Annotated in this window: 20 protein-coding genes; 10 read left to right on the top strand and 10 right to left on the bottom strand. The window is 46.3% G+C overall.

Going from position 1 to position 21,487, the window contains the following annotated elements:
• Nucleotides 1–4 precede the first annotated feature (4 nt).
• From QFZ51_RS23820 to QFZ51_RS23800, 5 genes are all read right to left on the bottom strand, one after another.
• Nucleotides 5–412 (bottom strand): contact-dependent growth inhibition system immunity protein, encoded by a 408-nt coding sequence (locus QFZ51_RS23820; RefSeq protein ID WP_370907483.1) that lies wholly within the window; start codon nt 410–412, stop codon nt 5–7.
• Nucleotides 413–744: 332 nt separating this feature from the next.
• Nucleotides 745–1,056 carry a hypothetical protein gene (locus QFZ51_RS23815; protein WP_429049667.1) on the bottom strand — a complete coding sequence of 104 codons (312 nt, stop codon included), beginning with the start codon at nt 1,054–1,056 and terminating at the stop codon, nt 745–747.
• A gap of 94 nt (nt 1,057–1,150) precedes the next feature.
• Complete coding sequence (locus tag QFZ51_RS23810; protein WP_429049664.1) at nt 1,151–2,053, bottom strand: NAD(P)/FAD-dependent oxidoreductase; 903 nt, start codon at nt 2,051–2,053, stop codon at nt 1,151–1,153.
• 72 nt (nt 2,054–2,125) lie between these two features.
• On the bottom strand, nt 2,126–2,962 hold the full coding sequence (locus tag QFZ51_RS23805; RefSeq protein WP_429049662.1) for an ankyrin repeat domain-containing protein: 837 nt from the start codon (nt 2,960–2,962) through the stop codon (nt 2,126–2,128).
• 91 nt (nt 2,963–3,053) lie between these two features.
• A complete protein-coding gene (locus QFZ51_RS23800; protein WP_429049660.1) occupies nt 3,054–4,814 on the bottom strand; it encodes an ABC transporter ATP-binding protein in 1,761 nt (586 codons plus the stop codon).
• Nucleotides 4,815–4,949: 135 nt separating this feature from the next.
• On the opposite strand from QFZ51_RS23800, the gene QFZ51_RS23795 reads away from it, so the two are divergent.
• The gene (locus QFZ51_RS23795; RefSeq protein ID WP_429049658.1) at nt 4,950–5,471 is read left to right on the top strand and encodes a DUF4251 domain-containing protein; all 522 of its coding nucleotides are present in this window, start codon (nt 4,950–4,952) and stop codon (nt 5,469–5,471) included.
• A 494-nt stretch (nt 5,472–5,965) separates the two neighbouring features.
• Nucleotides 5,966–6,586 (top strand): HAD family hydrolase, encoded by a 621-nt coding sequence (locus QFZ51_RS23790; protein ID WP_429049656.1) that lies wholly within the window; start codon nt 5,966–5,968, stop codon nt 6,584–6,586.
• 105 nt (nt 6,587–6,691) lie between these two features.
• Here QFZ51_RS23790 and QFZ51_RS23785 read toward each other — a convergent pair whose 3' ends face one another.
• Entirely contained in the window at nt 6,692–7,060 is a 369-nt protein-coding gene (locus tag QFZ51_RS23785) for a hypothetical protein (RefSeq protein WP_429049653.1), read from the bottom strand.
• Between the two features lie 100 nt (nt 7,061–7,160).
• Here QFZ51_RS23785 and QFZ51_RS23780 point away from each other — a divergent pair, with 100 nt between their 5' ends.
• Nucleotides 7,161–9,020, top strand: coding sequence for a family 16 glycoside hydrolase (locus QFZ51_RS23780; protein ID WP_429049652.1), 1,860 nt, complete (start codon nt 7,161–7,163; stop codon nt 9,018–9,020).
• Between the two features lie 21 nt (nt 9,021–9,041).
• Nucleotides 9,042–10,985, top strand: a complete 1,944-nt coding sequence (locus QFZ51_RS23775; RefSeq protein ID WP_429049650.1) for a hypothetical protein — start codon at nt 9,042–9,044, stop codon at nt 10,983–10,985.
• Nucleotides 10,986–11,381: 396 nt separating this feature from the next.
• On the opposite strand, the gene QFZ51_RS23770 is transcribed toward QFZ51_RS23775, so the two are convergent.
• Nucleotides 11,382–12,074, bottom strand: a complete 693-nt coding sequence (locus QFZ51_RS23770; protein ID WP_370907473.1) for a response regulator transcription factor — start codon at nt 12,072–12,074, stop codon at nt 11,382–11,384.
• 4 nt (nt 12,075–12,078) lie between these two features.
• Entirely contained in the window at nt 12,079–13,509 is a 1,431-nt protein-coding gene (locus QFZ51_RS23765) for a sensor histidine kinase (RefSeq protein WP_429049648.1), read from the bottom strand.
• 199 nt (nt 13,510–13,708) lie between these two features.
• On the opposite strand from QFZ51_RS23765, the gene QFZ51_RS23760 reads away from it, so the two are divergent.
• Nucleotides 13,709–14,626 carry a hypothetical protein gene (locus QFZ51_RS23760; RefSeq protein ID WP_429049645.1) on the top strand — a complete coding sequence of 306 codons (918 nt, stop codon included), beginning with the start codon at nt 13,709–13,711 and terminating at the stop codon, nt 14,624–14,626.
• A 32-nt stretch (nt 14,627–14,658) separates the two neighbouring features.
• Here QFZ51_RS23760 and QFZ51_RS23755 read toward each other — a convergent pair whose 3' ends face one another.
• Entirely contained in the window at nt 14,659–15,126 is a 468-nt protein-coding gene (locus QFZ51_RS23755) for a hypothetical protein (protein WP_429049642.1), read from the bottom strand.
• A gap of 274 nt (nt 15,127–15,400) precedes the next feature.
• Here QFZ51_RS23755 and QFZ51_RS23750 point away from each other — a divergent pair, with 274 nt between their 5' ends.
• From QFZ51_RS23750 to QFZ51_RS23730, 5 genes are all read left to right on the top strand, one after another.
• Nucleotides 15,401–16,033, top strand: coding sequence for a TetR/AcrR family transcriptional regulator (locus QFZ51_RS23750; RefSeq protein ID WP_429049639.1), 633 nt, complete (start codon nt 15,401–15,403; stop codon nt 16,031–16,033).
• The gene (locus QFZ51_RS23745) at nt 16,023–17,384 is read left to right on the top strand and encodes a TolC family protein (RefSeq protein WP_370907468.1); all 1,362 of its coding nucleotides are present in this window, start codon (nt 16,023–16,025) and stop codon (nt 17,382–17,384) included. Before QFZ51_RS23750 ends, QFZ51_RS23745 begins: the two co-directional genes overlap by 11 nt.
• Nucleotides 17,385–17,412: 28 nt before the next feature.
• A complete protein-coding gene (locus QFZ51_RS23740) occupies nt 17,413–18,543 on the top strand; it encodes an HlyD family secretion protein (protein ID WP_429049636.1) in 1,131 nt (376 codons plus the stop codon).
• 174 nt (nt 18,544–18,717) lie between these two features.
• On the top strand, nt 18,718–20,295 hold the full coding sequence (locus tag QFZ51_RS23735; protein ID WP_370907466.1) for a DHA2 family efflux MFS transporter permease subunit: 1,578 nt from the start codon (nt 18,718–18,720) through the stop codon (nt 20,293–20,295).
• 137 nt (nt 20,296–20,432) lie between these two features.
• A complete protein-coding gene (locus QFZ51_RS23730; protein ID WP_370907465.1) occupies nt 20,433–21,005 on the top strand; it encodes a hypothetical protein in 573 nt (190 codons plus the stop codon).
• A 5-nt stretch (nt 21,006–21,010) separates the two neighbouring features.
• On the opposite strand, the gene QFZ51_RS23725 is transcribed toward QFZ51_RS23730, so the two are convergent.
• Nucleotides 21,011–21,472, bottom strand: coding sequence for a DUF962 domain-containing protein (locus QFZ51_RS23725; protein ID WP_370907464.1), 462 nt, complete (start codon nt 21,470–21,472; stop codon nt 21,011–21,013).
• Between the last annotated feature and the right edge of the window lie 15 nt (nt 21,473–21,487).

The raw sequence follows: 21,487 nt of genomic DNA, 5'->3' as shown, positions 1-21,487 counted from the left end.
ATGGTTACATGACCAGGTTGTTACGCCAGAATTCAGGTAAGTCTATTTCTGTTTCAATTTCTTCGCTTCGTTCCTGCATCAGGTCGAGCAGGTTTTTGTGAAGATCGGGATGTTCTTCCCAGAAAGCAGCAGGAACGTCGAGTACAGCTTTCAGCAGGTCGCCAGGATACATACCGGCGGTTACCAGTACATCATTTTGTAATATCTCCAGTGCTAAAGGAACCAGGTAGGAAGGATTAAAGGATTGTCCGATTAAGATCCGCAATTCGCTTGCGGCTAATTTTACTACTGGTACTTTAACTAAGGCAAGACATTTCTGAACTATTCCCGAATCTTGATCTGTGGCCGGTGCCCAACTCTTATTCTCCAACTGCTCCAAAGATTTATATCTCCAGATATCTTTCTTATTCATAAAAATGTGTCTCTCTTTTCGTGCTAATAAAATAATTAATTATGAAGATGATTTCAACGCGCAATTTTTTCTTTTGATGGTGATCATCTGTCAGAACCTGCGGAGTATTGCAGGTGTTGCGGTAGCCAGTCAGCGCCGGCGGTTATAAGAAACCAGGATCAACAGGTATAAATATAATGAATATTGTTGATGGCGAAAGAAAATTTTCCACCTTTAACATTTTATGTAACAAAACGGACCGTTAAATGAACATAAATGGTCGTGCAGGTATGATTTATATATAAATCCCCTGGCTGTTCCGCCGGGGGATTTTCGTATAATCTGTTCCGTTATTATACGGCCCGTTGGTATTTTGGCAGCACCAGCAGTTTCACGATGCTGTGCGCTGTGGCCGACAACACCAGTGCTATCAGGATAAGCAGGGACGCTTTGCCGGGGGTATCAAATACATCGATTACGCCGGAAACATTTTTACCGGCAAAAAGGACGGCAATAACGCAGGCCAGGCCTCCTGTAATCCACAGGGTAATATGCGACCATAGATATTTTTGTTTTTGAAATCCTTTTTTTCCAAATGAGGTAAACAGGAGATAAACGTGGGCCAGGAAGAATAGGGCGGCTAAGACAGTAAGTGTTGTGAGCATTCTGGTTAATTTAGGTAATGGAAAATAATCACTTGTTCTAAAATATAGAATTATTTCCACATGTACAAATGACTGCTCACAACACTGGTCTGTTTTATTCAAATTCACTGATAATGAGTTCCCGGCTGATCATCGCGCCGGCCAGGGTTCCTGCTGCTACTGATATGGCAACGCTCCTGAAAGGATTAGTGGCATCGCCGGCTGCGTATACGCCTGTTACCGTGCTGGCCTGGAATTCGTTCACTACAAGATACCCTTCCGGCGTAAGTTCGCAGCCCAGTGCTTCTGGAACGTTGCAGTGTTGCCGGAAGGCAGGTTTGTGATATAAAGCGTTCAGCGCCTGGGTGCTGCCATCTTTAAAAAGGAGTTCACTTATTTGTCCGCCTGCCTGTTTGATTTCCGTGATTTCTTTTTCATCGACCGCGATCCGGTGTTTCTGCAGTTTTCCGAGTTGTTCCGCGGTGAGTGTGGATGGGCCATTGGTGAATATAGTCAGCTGATTGGTCCAGTTGCGGATCATTTTAGCGTATTCAAAAGCGCCGTCGCCATTGGCCAGGATACCGGTGGGGGTGTCTTTTATTTCATAGCCATGGCAATAGGGGCAATGCAGTGCGGAAATCCCCCAGCATTCTGCAAATCCTTTGATAGCGGGCATTTCATCTTTTACGCCGGTAGCAAACAGGAGTCTTTTAGCTGCAAACTGTTCGCCTGCAGCGGTGGTAACTGTAAAGCTTTCCGTGGTGGGAGTGGCGCCGGTTATTGTTCCTTCCTGGAAACGTACGCTTGGGTATTGCAATACTTGGGCTTTGGCCGCAGCCGCTATGGCGGCGGGTGTAGCGCCGTCCTGGGTGAGAAAGTTGTGGGAATGCGGCGTTTGCCGGTTACAGGGTTTGCCGCTGTCTACTATCAGTACCTGCCGACGTGCGCGGCCCAGGGCCATGGCGGCCGACAACCCCGCATAGCTGCCCCCGGCAATGATCACATCGTATGTTTGCATATGGTGGTATTTAATAATGATGTAAGAGGACAAAAATAAGATATTGCAACTTTGTTGCAAAATTAAAATGCGTCACACGTTGTCGCCGGCGTTGGCGCGGATAGTGGAAATATGTTCTGCGATGAGGTGAAGGCGGTAATAGTATTTTTCAAAGATATCATCGTACATGCGGTGCCTGTTTTCCAGGAAAGCGTTCAGGGCTTCATAAATAAACTCTTCAAAAGTATGGTGTTCACTCACTTTGATCACGCATTCAAAGACGGGCTCCATGCTGGTGGCAAACTTCGTTTTCACCTGGATATCCGCCATACAGGTGATCATATCTTTATACAGGTGAGGGGCTTTGGCGAACGGAACATAATGGATAGCGGTAAACCCATCTTCATCATACACGTATTTATTCACTTCTTCCGACAATAAAAACTGCACTACCTCTCGGTTATTATTATGACGGGTAGCCAGCAGCAAAGGGGTATCCATACTGGCCAGTACAAAATTGAAGTGGATGTTGTGCTCGATGAGGATCAGCAGTATGTCCGTGATGGCCGCCAGCCGGTGATGTTTGAAGATATAGGCAATGGCAAACAGGTAATCGGCGTTGCTGACGTGAAGGGAGGCGCCTTTTTTCAGCAGGTATTGTACAGCCTGCGGCTTATTGGCGCCTACTGCACAGAAAATGATTGGAATAATACCTTCCTTTTTATAATGGATGTCGGCCCCGCCTTCTTCAATCAGCAGTTCTGCTGCCTCAAAAAATATTTCCTGGTATTCCAGTAAATCGCATAGTAGTTGCGACCGTTCCTCCAGTGAAAAAAACGAAAGGTTATATCCGAGGAGGGTGATCATTTCATCTGGCTCCTGACTGTTTCTTAGCTTACGTTTCAGGTCGTACAGTGAAATTTTTTGCATAGCGTTTTCATAGTGTAATATCAGCTGGGAGAGAACCATTACATAGGATGAAAACGTGACTGTAATGATACTGCAATATTAGTAAAAAAAGCTATTTGTTTTCCTGGTGTCTCCAAAGCTCCTGGAAAGCGGCGCTATTGGCGCGCAGGTAATGGAAAGTACCTTCAGACACAATGCGGCCCTGGTCGAGCACATAGATATAATCGAACTGCGGGAGCAGATGGAGTCTATGCATGGCTGAAATAATGGCTTTGTCGGAGAATGCCTGGAACATTTTTTCGTAGATCATGGCTTCGGTTTTGGGATCCACACTGCTGGTAGGTTCATCCAGGAGGATCACCTGGCTGTTGCGCGCTGCGAGGATGCCACGGGCAAGCGCCAGCCGTTGTTTTTGTCCGCCGGAAAGGTTCACGCCTTTTTCACGGATATCGGAAGCCAGTCCCTGTGGCAGCATTTCCACTACTTCCGAAAAGTGGGCGCTGCTGCACACAGCCATGATTTCATCCGGCTGAAAGGGCAGGCCGAGCGTAATATTATATTCGATGGTATTTTCAAAGATTTCGGGTTCCTGCGGGAACAGGGTGACGCTTTCATTCACGGTAGCCAACGGTAATGCGGCTCCGTTTACCTGTATCATCACGCCGGGTTCGGGTTCATAGAGTCCGCGCAAAATAGCCAGCAGCGTACTTTTTCCACTGCCGCTTTCCCCAATTAAAGCGATCTTTTTCCCTTTCTCCACCAGGATGTGGAGGTCGTGTAGGCGTTGCGGCGCTGCGTTATCCTCATAGGTAGCCGTGTGCGAAAAGCTCAGGGAGCTGATGGTGATCTGCTGCCAGTCGACCGGCAGTTCCGGTGCAGCGTCTGCCCGGTGGTGCTGCGTATAGGCGTCGCTGATATTGCCGGCGGTACCCACCGCGGTATTGTATTGCACTACGTCGGTATATTGCCAGGCAACATCCTGGAACACGCTGGTGAACTGGTTTACATATCCCAGGAGGGTCACGAGTCCCGCTACATAGAATATTTCTCCCGGTACCCAATGCTGGAAAACATAACCTATAGCAATAACACAGTAAATAAGTGAAATCATCATTTCTGCTACAAACCATTTCCATTCGTTGATCACGGTGTTTTTCCGGAAGGGTGGCCATATGCGTTTTATCTTTGCCAGTAAACCGTTTTCCATGCTCTTTTCCAGCCGCAGGGTAATAACGGTCATGATATTGGAAAGGCTATCGAACAGCGTGGCAGATACTACGTGTTCGCCTTCATTTATTTCATTGAGTGTTCTGATAAAGGGGCGGTCGAACCGCAGCACAATCCATATACATAGCACGCCCAGCGCAATGCCGATACTTCCATAGAGGGGAGAAAAATACAGCATGGCGATCATGGAAAACAGCAGTTTACAGATCGCGTGGAGGTACATAAAGCCGCGTTCAAAGAACTCTTTCAGGGCTTCGTATGCTTTTCTGATACGGTTGATCACGGCGCCGCTATGGTTATCCTGGTGCCATTTTACGGGAAGATGGAGGGCCTGGTGATAGCGTTCCTGCAGGAAGTTCCGGCTCAGGTTAAATGCCAGGTGGCGCTCCATTACGCGGGCGGGGCCATGGAAGCACCATTCCAGGAATTTAAGTCCGAAGTAGGCGGCGCCAAAGATCATTGTATACCGGGGCAGATGGGCGCTGTCGCGTTGTATGCTCCCGATAAACCAGCCGAACAGCACCGGGTTCAGGGAAAAGATTACATTGGCCATCAGGAAAAGGAAATAGACCAGCAGGTATTTCTTACGCTCTTTCCGGGCATATTTCCAGGCGGTTTTCAGTAACGAGACATATGGGTTGGGCATGTTTCCGGGTTTAATCATTGGCCCTTAAAAGTAATGTTTTACGCTCAATTTGTATCGCAATGGCGATGAACAAAACGAAGTTCCTTACTGTTATGGTACGATATTAGCACTTCCTCTTACGTAAAAACTTACCATATGAAAAGGTTCTTTGTATTAAAAACAATGGTGCTCCTGCTGATGGGAGCCGTTATATCTACCGGCCTTTTTGCACAGGAAACAAAAGCGCAGCAAAAAGCGGATAAAGTAGCTAAGATCAAATCCCTGATTGACTCGCAGAATTACGTTTTTGTAGCGCAGAATGCCCTGCCCATGAGTGGCCGCATGCGTAATCTTACATCGGAGTACAACGTAATAGTAGCGGCCGACTCCGTAATCAGCTACCTGCCTTATTTTGGCCGTGCCTATACATCGGTGGACTATGGCGCCACCAGGTCGCCGCTGGATTTCAAAACCAAATCTTTCGACTATAACGCCACTCCCGGCAAAAAGGATGGCTGGAATATTACCATTAAGCCCAAAGATCACAGATCAGTACAATCGATGAACCTGAGCATTTCCAGCGAAGGCTATGCATCGCTCCAGGTAACCAGCAGCGACAGGTCGCCGATCAGTTTTAACGGGTATATAACAGAAAGAAAAGTTAAAAAGAAGAAATAACGCAGAGCGGAGGTTGTCTTACTCAGGATTAAACTTATTACATTGATTGCGCTGATTTGATCACTTTTTGATTTAAAAGATTTGGGGAGATAGAAGCGGAGGTTGTCTTACTCAGGATTAAACTTATTACATTGATTGCGCTGATTTGATCACTTTTTGATTTAAAAGATTTGGGGAGATAGAAGCGGAGGTTGTCTTACTCAGGATTAAACTTATTACATTGATTACGCTGATTTGATCATTTTGGATTTTAAAAGATTTGGGGAGATAAAAGCGGATATTTTCGCTTATATCTCCCCAATTATTTAAAATCCTTTATAAAATCTAAAAGTAAAAATCAGCGTAATCAGCGAGAAAGACAAAATCCGCGTCTCCCCAAATCTTTTAAAATCCAAAGTGATCAAATCAGCGTAATCAATGTAATAAGTTTAATCCTGAGTAAGACAACCTCCGCACAAATCCTTACATTAGCGTAGCAATAAATTTTTCTGCAGATGGACAACCATGTAAAGATTACGACGCTGTTCCTCGACATAGGCGGCGTATTATTAACTAACGGATGGGACAGGTCCGCGCGTAAACTGGCTATACAAACTTTTGGGCTGGATGCATTGGAAACGGAAGAACGGCATCACCTTACCTTTGATACTTACGAAGAAGGTAAACTCACGCTGGACGAATACCTGAGCCGCGTAGTGTTTTATGAAGACAGATCCTTTAGCCGCCAGGATTTCCGCGAGTTTATGTTTGCCCAGTCAGCGCCGTACCCGGAGATGCTGGAGCTGATCCCACAGCTGAAAGAAAAATACAAACTGAAAATTGCTATTGTTAATAATGAAGGCAGGGAGCTGAATGAACACCGGATCCATCATTTTAATATCAGCCGTTTTGTTGACTTTTACATTTCTTCCTGCTTTGTACATTTCCGCAAACCCGATGCAGATATCTATAAGATAGCGCTCGATATTGCACAGGTTAAACCTGCGGAAGTGGTGTATGTGGAAGACCGCTCCATGTTCATCGATGTAGCTGCGGGTCTTGGTATCAACGGCGTTTGCCATACAGATTATGAAAGCACCGTAAAAAAACTGGCGGCTTTCGGATTGGCGTTGTAGCGGATTTTGTCTTTCTCGCTGATTACGCTGATTATACTGATTTTTACTTTGGATTTTATAAAGGATTAAGGGAGATAAAAGCGAATTTGTCCGCTTATATCTCCTTTAATTATTAAAATCTAAAAATCCAAAGTAAAAATCAGTATAATCAGCGTAATCAGCGAGAAAGACAAAATTCGCTTTTATCTCCCTTAATCCTTTATAAAATCCAAAGTAAAAATCAGTATAATCAGCGTAATCAGCGAGAAAGACAAAATCCGCTTTTATCTCCCTTAATCCTTTATAAAATCCAAAAGTAAAAATCAGTATAATCAGCGTAATCCTGAGAAAGACAAAATCCGCCAGGTTTTTTACCGCTGGTGTAATTTTTTTGCCCCCACTGACTACTTTCTTGTAATTAATTTCTATTTTGGCACCCGTGATCAAAATTAGTCCAGTCCCACGTTTAGCGATAGTTGAGAATTTAAATTTCATTAACAATTGGGGTTGCCTATATAGAAAATAATGATGTATTAGCTATAGAGCTAAATGCATTTAGCAATCAATGTAAACTTTTTAAAAAAAATCCAGATCTATGCTTAGATGGAACAAGTTCCGTCCAAAGTTGAAACAGTTACGTGTGTACGACCGGAGAACTTTGGTATTGATTTTAAGTATTGGCAGTTGTCAACAGATGATGGCACAGAACAAATTGCCATTAACAAATTTATCTGCATTTCAGCAGCCCGCAGCCAACTGGCGTATAGCCGGTGGCGTTAAAGCAGACCTGCAACAGAACAACCTGCTGCAAACAACTGCAGGTACAGGCATCCTGGTAAACCTGCCTGAAAAGAATGCACATGGACAGGACCTTTTCAGTACACTGCAACATGGCGACCTGGATCTCGAACTGGACTATATGATGTCCAAAGGCTCTAATTCAGGTATTTATTTACAGGGAAGATATGAAATCCAGCTACTCGACAGCTGGGGCACTTCAGCTCCCCGCGCTTCCGACAACGGAGGGATCTACGAACGCTGGAACGACAGCAAACCGGAAGGACAGCAAGGCTACGACGGTCATGCTCCCCGCCAGAATGTAAGCCGCGCGCCCGGCTTATGGCAGCACATGAAAATTTCATTCCAGGCGCCCCGCTTTGATGCCGCCGGCAATAAAACCGCCGATGCCGTTATCCTGAAGCTGGAACTGAACGGTGTAACTATCCAGGAAAACGTAGTGCTTTCCGGACCTACCCGCGGCGCCGTACAAAATAATGAAGTAGCTTCCGGCCCGCTCCGTATCCAGGGAGACCACGGCACCGTAGCTTTCAGGAACATCGTGATTAATAACTACAGTGCTCCCAGACCAACACTGGAAGGCATAAAATACAGCGTGTACAAGGGAGGCTTTGATAAAGAACCCGACTTTGCTACCCTGAAACCCTTAACTACCGGAACTTCCGCGCTGCTGACCTCCAACATTGCAGGCTTGCCGGACAACGACTTCCTGGTGCGTTACACCACTACCATCGCCATTAAAACCGCTGGTAAATACAACTTTAACCTGCATACCTCCGGCGGCGGCGGCGTATTGAAGGTAAATAACCAGCCTGTTGTCACACCACGGGGCTGGGATGGCCACGGCAGCATTGAATTACAACCCGGCAGTTACCCGGTGGAAGTGCTGTATGTCAAAAATACCGACTGGGCAAAACCGTCCATCACTTTATCCGTGAGCGAAGCCGGTATCCGCGAATTTGTGATCAGCGATGCCAACGTACCGGTGGATGATCCTACTGATCCTATCCTGGTAACAGCCAACGAAAACACCGTGTTGCGCAGTTTCATGGATGTACCTGGTGGTAAACGCGTGGTACACGCCGTATCTGTGGGCAGTCCTGCTAAAGTGCATTACACCTACGATATGGACAATGGCTTACCCTTCCAGGTGTGGCGCGGCGAATTCCTGAACACCACGCCTATGTGGCACGACCGCGGCGATGGTTCTTCCCGTCCGCTGGGTACTGTGCAGGTAATTACCAATCAACCTGCGCTGGCCATTGGTAAACTGGCCACCAAAGAAACTGCCTGGAGCACGGATACCGCCGGTACCGGCTTCCGTCCAACCGGCTATTCACTCGATGAAAGCGGCAAGCCTACTTTCCGCTACAATATCTATGGTACTGCGGTAACAGACGATATCAGCGTGCTCCCGGAAAACCAGGGTATTCACCGTACCGTTACGGTGAAGCAACCTGCATCCGACCTGTATCTGCGTATAGCCGAAGGCGATAGTATTGAGCAGGTGTCTCCCGGATTATATGTGATCGGCGACAAATCTTATTATGTGAAGATGGATGATGCCAAAGCGAATCCTATTATCCGCAACCAGAACGGCCGCGCGGAGCTGATAGTGCCGGTACAGGCGAAAACAGGTTATGCGGTTATCTTCTAAGCAGCAACACTAATGACTATTATGAAACTGAATTATAAAAGAATTACAGCAGGAATAGCCGCAGGTATGTTCCTGATGACAACGGCCATCACGCCTGTAAAAGCACAGGAGTCCCCAAAGGAAGAGGACTTTTTCCGCATCGCGCGTATCAGCTCACCCGAAGGCACCCTGCTGGAAGTGGGTGGTTTATGCACTCTTCCCAATGGCGACCTGGGTGTAGCTACCCGCCGCGGCGATATATTTATAGTAGAGAATCCTACCAGCAAAACACCCTACTTCAGGAAAGTGGCCTCCGGGCTGCATGAAGTACTGGGACTGGCTTACAAAAACGGTTCCCTTTACTGCGCACAACGCGGTGAACTCACCAAAATGACCGATACCAATATGGACGGTAAAATGGACCTGTTTGAAACCGTATACTCCTGGCCTTTATCCGGTCACTATCATGAGTACAGCTTTGGTCCGGTTCTGGGCACAGACGGCTCCTTCTTTGTTTCCGGCAACGTTGCCTTTGGAGATGAAGAATGGTGGCGTGGTGAAAGCAAGGTACCCTGGAGAGGCTGGATGATGCATATTACAGAAGACGGTAAAATGGAACCATTTGCGACCGGTTTCCGCTCTCCATGCGGACTTGGTATGATCGATGGAGAACTGTTCTACACAGAAAACCAGGGCGACTGGATGGGATCCGGTGGGTTAACCCACGTGAAGAAAGGAAGTTTTGTTGGACATCCTGCGGGCTTACGCTGGACCAATCTGCCAAATTCCCCGGTAAAACTCACCACGGAAGAACTGTACAGCAAAGTAGATCCGCGTTTCCGCAGAGATGCAAACGGTCGTGCTATCAAGCCTGAAAACGTAGAGAACGAAAAGTTTGTGACGCTGTTTGATATGAAGAAATATTTCCCTGAAGTACAAGTGCCCGCTGTTTGGCTGCCACACGGTATTTTAGGTATTTCCAATGCACAGCTCACCACCATCCCCGAAGGTGCTTTTGGTCCATTTGCCAAACAGGTACTGATCGGCGATCAGGGACAGAGCAAAATTGTACGTGTATTCCTGGAGAAAGTAAAAGGTGAATACCAGGGCGCTGCCTGGGATTTCAGAAGCGGCTTCCAGTCGGGCGTACTGCGCCTCGCCTGGGGTAAAGACGGTTCCCTCTTTGTAGGTGAAACCAACCGTGGATGGGGTTCTGCCGGTGATGCCAACCAGGGCCTGCAACGCCTGGTATGGAACAACAAAGTACCGTTTGAAATGAGAACGGTAAGCGCCATGCCTGACGGTTTTGAAATTACTTTCACTTTACCGGTAGATAAAAAGTATGCAGAAGATATCGCTTCTTACAATGTAGAAAGCTTTATCTACAAATATCACCCGGTGTATGGCAGTCCTACTGTTAATTCAGAAAAACTGACCATCAAAGGTGTACAGGTATCTCCCGATGGTATGAAGGTTCGCCTCGTGATCGACGGGCTGCGCCAGTACTACATCCATAAGCTGTCGCTGAATGGTATCCGTACCCAGGAAAATTCCTATTCACTGGTACATCCTGATGTGTACTACACCCTGAATAACATTCCTGATGGTGCAAAGCTGGCAGTTGCCGCACTGAGCACTAAAAACTCTGCTACCAAACCGACTACTACGGCTACCAAGGTAGCAGATGCAAAAGCAGCTTCCACAGCAGCCAAACCAGCTCCTGCAAAGACGCTGACCTACGAGCAGATCAAGCCATTGCTGAACAAGTACACCTGTTCTTCCTGCCACAATCCTGATAAAAAGCAGGTGGGACCTGGTTTCCGTGATGTAGCAAAAAGAAATTATTCTGTTGCCAAGATCCTGTCGCTGATTAAAAACCCACAGGCGGAGAACTGGCCTGGCTATGCTACGCCAATGCCTCCGTTCCCGCAGGTGCCGCAGGCAGATGCCACGAAAATTGCTATGTGGATCAATTCACTGAAATAAGCGGATTTTGTCTTTCTCAAGATTAAACTTATTACACTGATTACGCTGATTTGATCACTTTTTGATTTTAAAAGATTTGGGGAGATATAAGCGAATATACCCGCTTGTATCTCCCCTTACTATTAAATCTAAAAATCAAAAAAAGTAGAATCCGAAAAATCATTAAAATCAGCGTAATCAGCGAGAAAGACAAAATCCGCTGAACTTTTTTCCGTTATCCCTGTTAACTATGTATCACTATGAAAAACACCTATAGCGGCAATGCCCTCCTGTATATGTTTTTCCCTTGCACGATATTACTGAAATGATGAAGATACGGTTGATAAACAGGCACAACATCTTGTAAGAGATGTGCAGGGGCGGGCCCTTAAGCGATGTAGCGCCCGCCCTTTTTTATTAAGTAAGGCTGAACATGAACCCAATCCCATAAATATTCCGGATACTGATATTTTCATTCCCCTGGAAGTATTTGCGGAAGCGGGATACAAACACATCTAAACTTCTTCCTACAAAATAATCATTTGCTCCCCATACCTCGTGCAGGATATCTTCGCGGCGGATTACCTTATTGCTGTTGTGATAGAAGTGCAGCAGCAGGTCGCTTTCCAGCGGGGTGAGAATAGTTTCCTTGCCATTACCAATGAGCTTCAGGGAGTCTTTATGAAAGCGCATGCCTCCAAGTTCAATGGCATTGCTGGTGGCGATGCTGTTTACGATCTGGTTTCTTTTCAGGATATTTTTTATGCGGAGCACCAGTTCATCCACATCAAATGGTTTTACAATGTAATCGTCTGCCCCGATCTTCAGGCCGTACAGGCGGTCCTTCTTTTCACCACGCGCGGTGAGGAAGAGGAACGGAACGCTGGGTTGTATTTTCACCAGTTCCTGCGCCAGTTCGAAGCCGTCCATTTCGGGAAGGTTGATGTCTATCAGAATAATATGCCAGGCTGTAGGAGTAGCGGTAAACGCCTCCAACGCCGATCGCCCGCTTTGTTGCCAGTCGACAGTAAAGTCCATCAGCTCCAGGTATTGCTTTACAACGTTACCCAGGTCCGTTTCATCTTCTACCAGCAGAATGTGATGTTTCATAGCGTTATATTTTTGAAGGTATGTTAATTACGAAAGTACTGCCAGCACCGGGTTCACTGCTCACCTTAATCGTCCAGCCATGCGCATCCACGCATTGTTTTACATAATAAAGGCCCAGCCCCAGGCCTTTGGTGGGCCTGGACAGGTTAGGCTGGTGCCGGTAGAATTTTTCAAAGATATGGCGGAGGGTAGCAGCGTTCATGCCGATACCATTGTCTTGTATGATCAGTGCGATGGATTCTTTTTCCTGCAGCGTGGTAATGGTAATGACCTTCTCTGCCTGGTCGTTGTACTTCACGGCATTATCCAGGATGTTTTGCAGCAGGGTGGTAAAATGAAAGGTGTCTGCTTCAATCATTACCGGTTGGCCGCTGTTGTGAAAATGGAAACGGACAGGCTGTTTCATGGTATTAAGACTATACACTGCCAGTATCCCGCTGATCAGTTCATTCAGATCCGTGGTGGTGGTTTTGAGCGCCAGTTTCTCTGTGGCTGCAATATTGATCACCTTTTCTACCAGTAGTTTCAGGCGTTCTGCCTGGCGGTGGATGATTTCGGACAGCGCGGTAACGCTTTGTTTATTATCCAGTGTTTTTTCATTCTGGATATTTTTATTAGCAACGATGATAGCAGTGATGGGCGTGTTAAACTCGTGCGTAATATTATTGATGAAATCGGATTTCATATCTGACAGATGCTTTTGCCGGATCCATTTGAAGAGTGTGATGGCAAACAATGTGATCACCGCCAGCAGGGTAAGCAGGCCGGGGAGGATGGTATATTTCATTTGCCGGAGCACCAGGGTGCGGCGGTTATAGGGATCTGCGTAAAATGAGAACGACAGGGAATAAGAATAGGGCAGGGGCGAATTGGCCACCAGCGAAGACGCTGCGCTGTTTTCATTGAGCTTCGGCAGGTTGCCGCAAATAAAGAGTCCCATTTCCTTTTGCCTGTCGGCCGGGATGAGCGGGTACTTTTTAAAGCGGTTGTATACGTTTACATACTGGCTGTCTTTGAACTTGATATCCAGCCGGTGAATACATAAAGCAAACAAGAGGGAGTCTTTGATCCCGTCGTTGGCCTTGATGGCTTTCAGCATGCTGTCGGTGTTCTCATGCTTTACCAGTTCCCGGATGATGCGGTTCACGAGATGTTGTGCGGCGGTGTCGAAGCCGTGGCGGTTGGTGTTATACAGTTGTTCCAGGTAAGGGTACTGCGGCACAATGATACTGTCCAGCAACGGCTGCCCTCCCGGGAACAGCTTATCATTGGCGATGGCCAGGTTATAGGCTTCGCCGATCCTTCCTTTTTCCACGTAGTTAAAACGGCTGTCCAGCAACTGATAGGTATTATATATCAGGAAAAACTGTACAATAGCCAACGCGATAATACAGATAACAGCTGTCAGGATATACAGCTTGATAGAATGCCTCATGCTTCGCTTTATTACTTTTGGTTGACCTTTCCTGTTCTTCACTTGATAACGACGTCCGTTCCCGATGCTTTTAAGTTTTGTTTACAATCCGTTAGGGATTTTTTAAAATTGATTCGATTCCTGTTGGCTATTTTCACCATTAAGATACTACTTTTTTGATATCAGAAAATCGATTTAGCATTTTTTATAAAATCCCTGTATGAAGAGATATTTATGTAATGTATTATTAGCTGGTTGCAGTCTTTTTACCCTTGCCGCTTTTGCTGCAAAAAATGGAGGATGGATGGCGCCCGTGGTGAAGGATACTACCGCTATGCCGCCGCTTACCTGGAAAGAGCATTGGTTTGAGCATGCGCAGGTGATGCGCCGGGTATTCAGCAACTCGTCGGTGACGGTGTATTACGACAAAGAAACGCCTGAAAGCATTACCTGGCCGGACACGTTGTTAACGAAGGTATGGAACTACACTACTAAAACTTATGGCGCCTTTGGTAAGGATAATCGCCTGTTTGTGCTGTTGCATACCGGCAAATATGGCGGCGGGCACCCGTCTACCTATTTCGATGGTAGTCACGACTACCGCAACGTGATTGATGTGGGGCATGAAGGTGATTGGGTGAGTAATACCGGCTGGAACCTGGATGCCGCTGTGCATGAGGTGGGGCATATTGTGGAGGGCGCCGCCAAAGGAGTGCATGGGTCGCCAGCCTTCCCGATATGGAAAGACAGCAAGTGGATGGAGATCTATCAATATGATGTATACCGCGCATTGGGCTGGGATGCGGAAGCGCAGCGATGGTTTGATACGCAGATGAAGAATACAGATAATTTTCCACGGCCGGGTACACAATGGTTTAAAAACTGGTTTTACCCGGTTTACCATCAGTATGGCGGCGCCAAAGTATTAAACAATTTCTTTACCATACTGGCCGCCAATTTTCCCCGTAACGGTAATGGCTATACGCGCGATATGAACTGGGGAGAGTTCATACACTTCTGGAGCGGCGCTGCAGGTGTAAACCTGAAACCGCAGGCCACCATTGCTTTCGGCTGGCCCGCCAGTTGGGAGGAAGAGTTCCTGCAGGCGCAAAAGGAATTTCCGGGCGTAAAATATTAAAATCAAAAGCGGAGGGAAATTTCCCTCCGCTTTCAGCGTGTATAATACTTGCGCGCCATGAAGGAGAGTGGTAATCCGATCATGACCATCAATATGAGAATATTAATAACGGAGTTGACTAAACGCAGTGGTCCATGCGGTACCTGGCTTAACGGCAATACCACCAGGTTCATCACGCACCACACCAGTAACCCGTAAACGAGCCCTGTTGCCACCGGGTGCTTACGCAGTCCCGGTATCTTCGGATAAATGAGGAAGAAAACAAACGACCAGGCGAGCGCAATAAGATAGTGAAACAGTAATCCCCACCACATCATGGCCGGCTCCCCGCTAAAGGCCGCTTTACCAAATACACCGCTGCTGATGTATACCAGTATCCTGGTGACCGGCTGACCGTGGGTAACAATAAAAAAATGTACAAACGCAGAAAGAATGTCCAGGGTACCGGCAATAAGGCCGGCCAGTAAAACAGTTCCCGGAAAAGAGGAAACAGGACGCATGTGATTTGTTTTTATATGGTAAAACAAGATAGTGTGACTACATCTCTTAAATTAAAAAATTTTACTATAAAAACCTCACCATTGATAAGATTTTCACCGCTTTTATTAATAGATTATTAATAAATATTAAAAACAGCTTAAAATTTCAAGTATTTTTATTGATAATCAAACATATATAGTTATAAATAATTAAAATTTAAACAAAGAGTTAAATAAACGCTTGTTTAAATTAAACGTTTGTTTAACTTTGTGAAGTCAAATTTAAAAAAGGAACATGGAAGAGTATAGTGAAAAACAGCTCTCAATTTTAACGGTTGCGGAGCGGCTATTTGCCGATCAGGGCTTTCATGGCACATCGGTAAGGGATATAGCCCAGGAGGCAGATGTGAATATCGCCATGATCTCCTATTATTTCGGTTCAAAGGACAAATTGCTGGAATCTATTTTCAAATATAGAATGGAGACTTCCCGGAAGTTCATCAATGAATTGTTGGAGAACGATACGATGGAGCCACTGGAGAAGATAAACAGTCTGATTGACCGGTTCGTCAACAAAATGCTCGGGGAGCAATACTTCCAGTGCATTATGAGCCGTGAACAGTTGAACAGCCAGCAAAGCCCGATCAGGGATCTTATCTGGCAACTGAAAGGAGAAATGCTCGGTCTGATGCGCCCCATCGTTACAAATGCCCAGGAAGCAGGCATCTTTTATAAAGATGTAGACGTGGAAATGCTGATGACTTCTTTATTCGGGACTATTCATCAGGTAATACCTGCCAAACATATATTGAGAACAAACCCTGAGGCGAAGGATTTGAATGACGATGAATACAGGGAGTATTTGAAAAACAGAGTAGGTACACATTTAAAAAAATTGTTCAAAGCAATCCTAACACATGAATTCTAAAAGCATATACACACGATTATATGCGCTTGCATCGGGAATACTGCTGACTTTTTTCTTTCAGACAGCATCCGCACAACAGAGCGTAAAACCGCTTTCGTTAAATGAAGCCATATCGCTGAGTATACAAAACAGCAAACAATTAAAGGTGAGTCACGCTAAAGTAGATCAGGCTACTGCCTCACTGAAAGAAGCCCATGAACGCCAGTTACCGGACGTAAGTGTTTCCGGTTCTTATTTGAGGCTTGCACAGCCTAACATCGACATGAAACTTAAGTTGGGAGATGATAGTAATGGTGGCGCCAAAAGTGAAAGCCCCAAAGTGAATTCGGCAGCTTATGGTATCGCCAGTGTATCCCTTCCCATCTTTTCCGGTGGATTGATACAAAGCGGTAAAGAATCTGCCCGTTACCTGGCAGAAGCTGCACGGCTGGATGTGGACAAAGACCGTGAAGATGTAATTCAGAATACCATTGCTGCCTATAGCAATCTTTATAAGGCAAAAGCCGCAGTAGCACTGGTACAGGAAAACATCCGGCAGTCGGATGAAAGAGTGAAGGAGTTTTCCAACAAGGAAAAGAATGGTCTCCTTGCCCGTAACGATCTTTTAAAAGCGGAGCTACAGCAATCCAATTACCAGCTGGCATTAATGGACGCTGAAAACAACCTGAAAATTGCCAACCTGAATATGGATATCATGCTGGGCCTTCCGGATAACACCGTGATCCAGGTAGACAGCACCGTATTTAAAGTAGATGATAAAGTAGATGGCCGCGGAGTGGCAGAGTTTGAGCAACTGGCTTACCAGAACCGTAAAGATGCAGCTTCTCTCAGCGCACGTGAAAAAGCCGCCAATGCAGGAATCAAAGGAGCGAAAGCAGATTATTTCCCGTCACTCGCAGTAACCGGCGGATATGTGGCAGCTTACATTCCTAATGTAATCACCATTACCAATGCGGTAAATGCAGGCGTAGGACTGAAATACAATCTTTCTTCCCTCTGGAAAACAGGATCAAAAGTAAGTAATGCAAAGGCGCAACTGGCAGAAGTGCAGGCCAATGAGGCGAAGCTCGTGGATGGTATTCACCTGGACGTATATCAATCTTACGAAAACTACCTCCTGAGCCATAAGAAGATGGATACTTATATCAAAGCGATAGAACAGTCGGAAGAAAATTACCGGATTACGAAGAACAAGCATGATAACAACCTGGCTACCACAACAGACCTGCTCGATGCCGACGTTGCAAATCTGCAGGCGCATCTCAACTATGCGTACGCGAAGGCAGATGCACTGGTAGCATATAACAAACTGTTACAGTCTGCAGGTATACTGGAATCCAACAATAAATAATACCAACAAACCAATAAATATCAAAGCCGTGGAAACGCAAACTCAAACAAAACCTACTAACAATATAAACATGCAGGAAACAACCGCCCCTAAAAAGAAAAGCAAAGGGTTCGTCATAGTGCTGGCAGTGCTGGTGCTGGGTGGCGGCGCATTCGGTATCACCAAGTATGTTCATGGTCAGCATCATGAAGAAACTGATAACGCGCAGATCGATGCCAATGTGAGCCCGGTTATACCCCGTGTATCCGGTTATGTGAAAGAAGTAAGGGTGAAAGATAACCAGGTAGTGAAGAAAGGAGATACGTTAGTGATCCTGGACGACCGCGACCTGGCCATTAAAGTACAGCAGGCTGAAAACGCCCTCTATGCCGCACAGGCTAACCTGGGCGCCGCACAGGCTACCACCGCCGCTGCTGAAGCCGGTATCAGTACCGCACAGGCGCAGGTAGGAACCATTGATGCACAGATCGAAGCAGCAAAAGTAAACCTCTGGAGAGCCAGCCAGGATTACGACCGCTACGCCAACCTGATCAAAGATCATTCGATCACCCAACAGGAATTTGAACAGGCTTCTGCTGCAAAACAAACTGCTGAACGTCAGCTCGACGTACTGGCCAGGCAAAAAGCTGCTGCCAGCCGTCAGACAAACGTAGTTAGCTCCCAGAGCGGCGCTACCTCCAAGCAGATCAACGTAGCCAATGCAGGTATCAAACAACGTGAAACAGATGTGGAAGATGCAAAGCTGAATCTCTCTTATTCCGTAATCCTCGCTCCGGAAGATGGCGTATTATCAAAAATATTCGTACAACCTGGACAGTTTGTTACGGCGGGCCAGTCTTTATTCAGCGTGGTACTGAGCACTACTCCATGGGTAGTGGCCAACTTCAAGGAAACACAGCTGGATAAAATGAAACTGGGTCAGAAAGTGACCGTGCATATCGACGCTTATCCTGAAAAAGGACTGGAAGCAAAAGTAACTTCCTTTTCTCCGGCAACCGGCTCTAAATTCGCCCTGCTGCCTGCGGATAATGCCTCTGGTAACTTCGTAAAAGTAGTGCAGCGCTTACCGGTAAAAATCGAGTTCGATAACCCTAACGATGAACTGGTAAAACAGTTGCGCCCGGGTATGAACGTGCTGGTAGACGTGCATCTCAACTAATCATATACATGAATAGCAACGTATCCGGAGTTAATAATTAGTGGGAACCATGCAATAATTAACAGGCAGGCGTAATCGATTAGCTCTAACAACAGATCCTCAACAGAAAGGTCATGTTCGTCATTAATTATTAACTCCGGGTAGGGTTGTTCTCATTCAAAATATAATTGCTGCATGCAACAAGAATCATTGATAGAATACGGCTCACGCAGGGTGATCATTACGATCACCGCTATATTCTGCGCTTTGCTGGAGATAGTGGATACCACTATCGTAAATGTGGCGTTGAATGACATGCGTGGTAACATGGGCGCTACGCTCAGTGAAATCGGATGGGTCATCACTGCATACGCTATCGGTAACGTAATCATAGTACCGATGACCAGCTGGTTATCACAGCAATTTGGTCGTCGTAACTACTTCGCGGCGTCTATTATTATATTCACCGTTTCCTCTTTCCTCTGCGGTAACGCAACTGCCATGTGGGAGCTGATCATATTCCGCTTCATACAGGGTTTGGGTGGAGGTGCTTTGCTGGTAACTTCTCAAACGATTATCACAGAAAGTTATCCGCCTGAAAAACGCGGTATCGCCCAGGCCATTTACGGGTTGGGTGTAATCATCGGCCCAACATTAGGCCCTCCGTTAGGCGGTTTTATTACCGATAACTATTCCTGGCCTTATATCTTTTACATCAACATTCCTATCGGTGTAATCGCCACCCTGCTTACTTTGCAGTTTGTGCGCAGCCCGAAGTACGGAGCGAAAAGAGCGATGTCGGAGATAGATTTCCTCGGTATAGGGCTCCTGGCGGTGATGGTAGGAAGTTTGCAGTTTGTGCTGGAACGTGGGCAGGAAGACGACTGGTTCAATGACTCCACTATTACGGCCCTCACCGTTACAAGTGCATTGGCCCTGTTCTTCTTTGTATGGCGTGAGCTTACCTATAAGAACCCTATCGTGGAGCTGAGGGTGCTCAAAAACGGGAACCTCCGGGCAGGTACCATTCTCTCTTTCATCATGGGCTTTGGATTATACGGATCTACCTTTATTATCCCGCTGTACACACAGGGTTCACTGGGATGGACCGCTACCCAGTCGGGTATGCTGATGATCCCTGCGGCATTGACTACCGCAGTAATGATGCCGCTGATAGGTAAAATGCTGGAGAAAGGTATTCCACAACAATATATGGTGGCAAGTGGTATGTTCCTCTTCTTTGTTTTCTGTTTCTGGGGATATAAAATTATCACACCGGCAGATACCGGCTCAGATGCCTTCTTCTGGATGCTGATCGTTCGCGGTATAGGTATGGGATTACTCTTTATTCCTATCACCACGTTGTCACTGTCTGGTTTGAAAGGGCAGCAGATTGGCCAGGGAGCAGCTTTTACTGGTATGATGCGTCAGCTGGGAGGTTCATTTGGGGTGGCTTTGATCACTACCTTTATGGCCCGCCAGAATATGCTGCACCGGAGCGACCTGGTATCAAAACTGGATACCAACAACCCTGATGTGATTAACCGGGTAAACGGCTTACAGCAAAGTTTTGGCGCGAAGGGAATGGACCCGCACCAGGCACTGAATACAGGTTATAAATTACTTGATTTTAGTGTTACGAAACAGGCCGCCATATTATCTTATATGGATGTGTTCCTGTACCTGGGCCTGATATTCCTCATTTGCGTACCGTTTGTACTCATGGTAAAAGCTAAGAAAGCTGCGAAACTCGATCCGTCTGCTATGCACTAACGGAAACAGTTTTTCAAGATAAAATATTGTTGCAATAACAGTGTAACAGTTGTAGGTTTAGGTAAATAAGCCCCGATTTTAATCGGGGCTTTTGTTTTTTCAGGGGCAATGAATTAAATTCATAGAAATACCCCGCTATGGAAACATTCGGCCATGTAAGAATGGTGATAGGATTTATCCTGAGCCTCAGCATTGCACATCTGCTCAAAGGCACTGCCAAATTCATCCAGCATCCCAACCGGGAAAAGCCTTACTGGATACACCTTTCATGGGTAGCCTACATCTTTGTGATGCTGGTGCATTTCTGGTGGTGGGAAATGCCGTTGCACGCACTGAAGAAATGGACTTTCCCGGAATATATCTTTATCATCTCCTTTATTACCACCTTTTTCCTGCTCTGTGCACTATTGTACCCCGACGATCTGAAAGATTATAAAGGATACCAGGACTACTTTTACTCACGACGAAAGTGGTTCTTTGGGGTGCTGGCGTTTTCGTTTATTGCAGATGTAATAGATACGCTGATAAAAGGGCACGATTACTTTCATCATTTCGGGATAGAATACCCGATCCGTAATATCACGCACATTGTCCTCTGCCTGCTGGCCATCAGGATCAGTAACCGGACCTTTCACGGGGCGCTGGTTATTTTATTTATCTTATACGAGATGAGTTATGTATTACGGCTTTATTTGTCGGCCGCCACATGAGGCATTTACAGGCGGATGCCTACTTTTTTATAGATGAAACTCAGCAGCCATGCCGGCCCGATGAGCAGAAATTGCAGGTCCTTGAAGAAGGAAGGTTTTGCGCCTTCTATTTTATGGCCGATAAACTGCCCGATCCAGGCTGCTACAAAAATAAACAGCGCCACCTGCCAGATCACCAGCTGAGTGGCCGCTATAAGGCGCCATAGCCATAAGCAGATCACCCCTATCAGCAACATGCCAGCCGCCAGAGAAGGAGAGAGGCGCAAATAGTAAATGATCAGTAACAGCAATACCACATGCGCTACCGAAATGTAGGAACGTACGCCACCAATGGGCAATGGGATCGCGTATAAAAATCCGACGATACTAAAAAAAATAGCGGGTACACAAATCCAGTGAATCAGTTTGTTGGTATGGTTACGGTGGCTGCTGCCGTACTCGTCCAGCCATTGATGGATTGTTCTCATAGCGGTGGCGGTTTA

The organism is Chitinophaga sp. W3I9 (assembly GCF_050434025.1).
Classification (GTDB): Bacteria; Bacteroidota; Bacteroidia; order Chitinophagales; family Chitinophagaceae; genus Chitinophaga.
Note: the sequence above shows the minus strand (reverse complement) of the source record. Positions and strands in the feature narration are given on the sequence as shown.

Excerpts from the sequence above, each read along its gene's own strand:
- QFZ51_RS23730 (WP_370907465.1), top strand. The coding sequence starts at position 20,433 with ATGGAAACATTCGGCCATGTAAGAATGGTGATAGGATTTATCCTGAGC.
- QFZ51_RS23795 (WP_429049658.1), top strand. The coding sequence starts at position 4,950 with ATGAAAAGGTTCTTTGTATTAAAAACAATGGTGCTCCTGCTGATGGGA.
- QFZ51_RS23810 (WP_429049664.1), bottom strand. The coding sequence starts at position 2,053 with ATGCAAACATACGATGTGATCATTGCCGGGGGCAGCTATGCGGGGTTG.
- QFZ51_RS23760 (WP_429049645.1), top strand. The coding sequence starts at position 13,709 with ATGAAGAGATATTTATGTAATGTATTATTAGCTGGTTGCAGTCTTTTT.
- QFZ51_RS23785 (WP_429049653.1), bottom strand. The coding sequence starts at position 7,060 with ATGAAATTTAAATTCTCAACTATCGCTAAACGTGGGACTGGACTAATT.
- QFZ51_RS23805 (WP_429049662.1), bottom strand. The coding sequence starts at position 2,962 with ATGCAAAAAATTTCACTGTACGACCTGAAACGTAAGCTAAGAAACAGT.
- QFZ51_RS23750 (WP_429049639.1), top strand. The coding sequence starts at position 15,401 with ATGGAAGAGTATAGTGAAAAACAGCTCTCAATTTTAACGGTTGCGGAG.
- QFZ51_RS23735 (WP_370907466.1), top strand. The coding sequence starts at position 18,718 with ATGCAACAAGAATCATTGATAGAATACGGCTCACGCAGGGTGATCATT.
- QFZ51_RS23800 (WP_429049660.1), bottom strand. The coding sequence starts at position 4,814 with ATGCCCAACCCATATGTCTCGTTACTGAAAACCGCCTGGAAATATGCC.
- QFZ51_RS23765 (WP_429049648.1), bottom strand. The coding sequence starts at position 13,509 with ATGAGGCATTCTATCAAGCTGTATATCCTGACAGCTGTTATCTGTATT.
- QFZ51_RS23815 (WP_429049667.1), bottom strand. The coding sequence starts at position 1,056 with ATGCTCACAACACTTACTGTCTTAGCCGCCCTATTCTTCCTGGCCCAC.
- QFZ51_RS23745 (WP_370907468.1), top strand. The coding sequence starts at position 16,023 with ATGAATTCTAAAAGCATATACACACGATTATATGCGCTTGCATCGGGA.
- QFZ51_RS23725 (WP_370907464.1), bottom strand. The coding sequence starts at position 21,472 with ATGAGAACAATCCATCAATGGCTGGACGAGTACGGCAGCAGCCACCGT.
- QFZ51_RS23780 (WP_429049652.1), top strand. The coding sequence starts at position 7,161 with ATGCTTAGATGGAACAAGTTCCGTCCAAAGTTGAAACAGTTACGTGTG.
- QFZ51_RS23820 (WP_370907483.1), bottom strand. The coding sequence starts at position 412 with ATGAATAAGAAAGATATCTGGAGATATAAATCTTTGGAGCAGTTGGAG.
- QFZ51_RS23770 (WP_370907473.1), bottom strand. The coding sequence starts at position 12,074 with ATGAAACATCACATTCTGCTGGTAGAAGATGAAACGGACCTGGGTAAC.
- QFZ51_RS23790 (WP_429049656.1), top strand. The coding sequence starts at position 5,966 with ATGGACAACCATGTAAAGATTACGACGCTGTTCCTCGACATAGGCGGC.
- QFZ51_RS23755 (WP_429049642.1), bottom strand. The coding sequence starts at position 15,126 with ATGCGTCCTGTTTCCTCTTTTCCGGGAACTGTTTTACTGGCCGGCCTT.
- QFZ51_RS23775 (WP_429049650.1), top strand. The coding sequence starts at position 9,042 with ATGAAACTGAATTATAAAAGAATTACAGCAGGAATAGCCGCAGGTATG.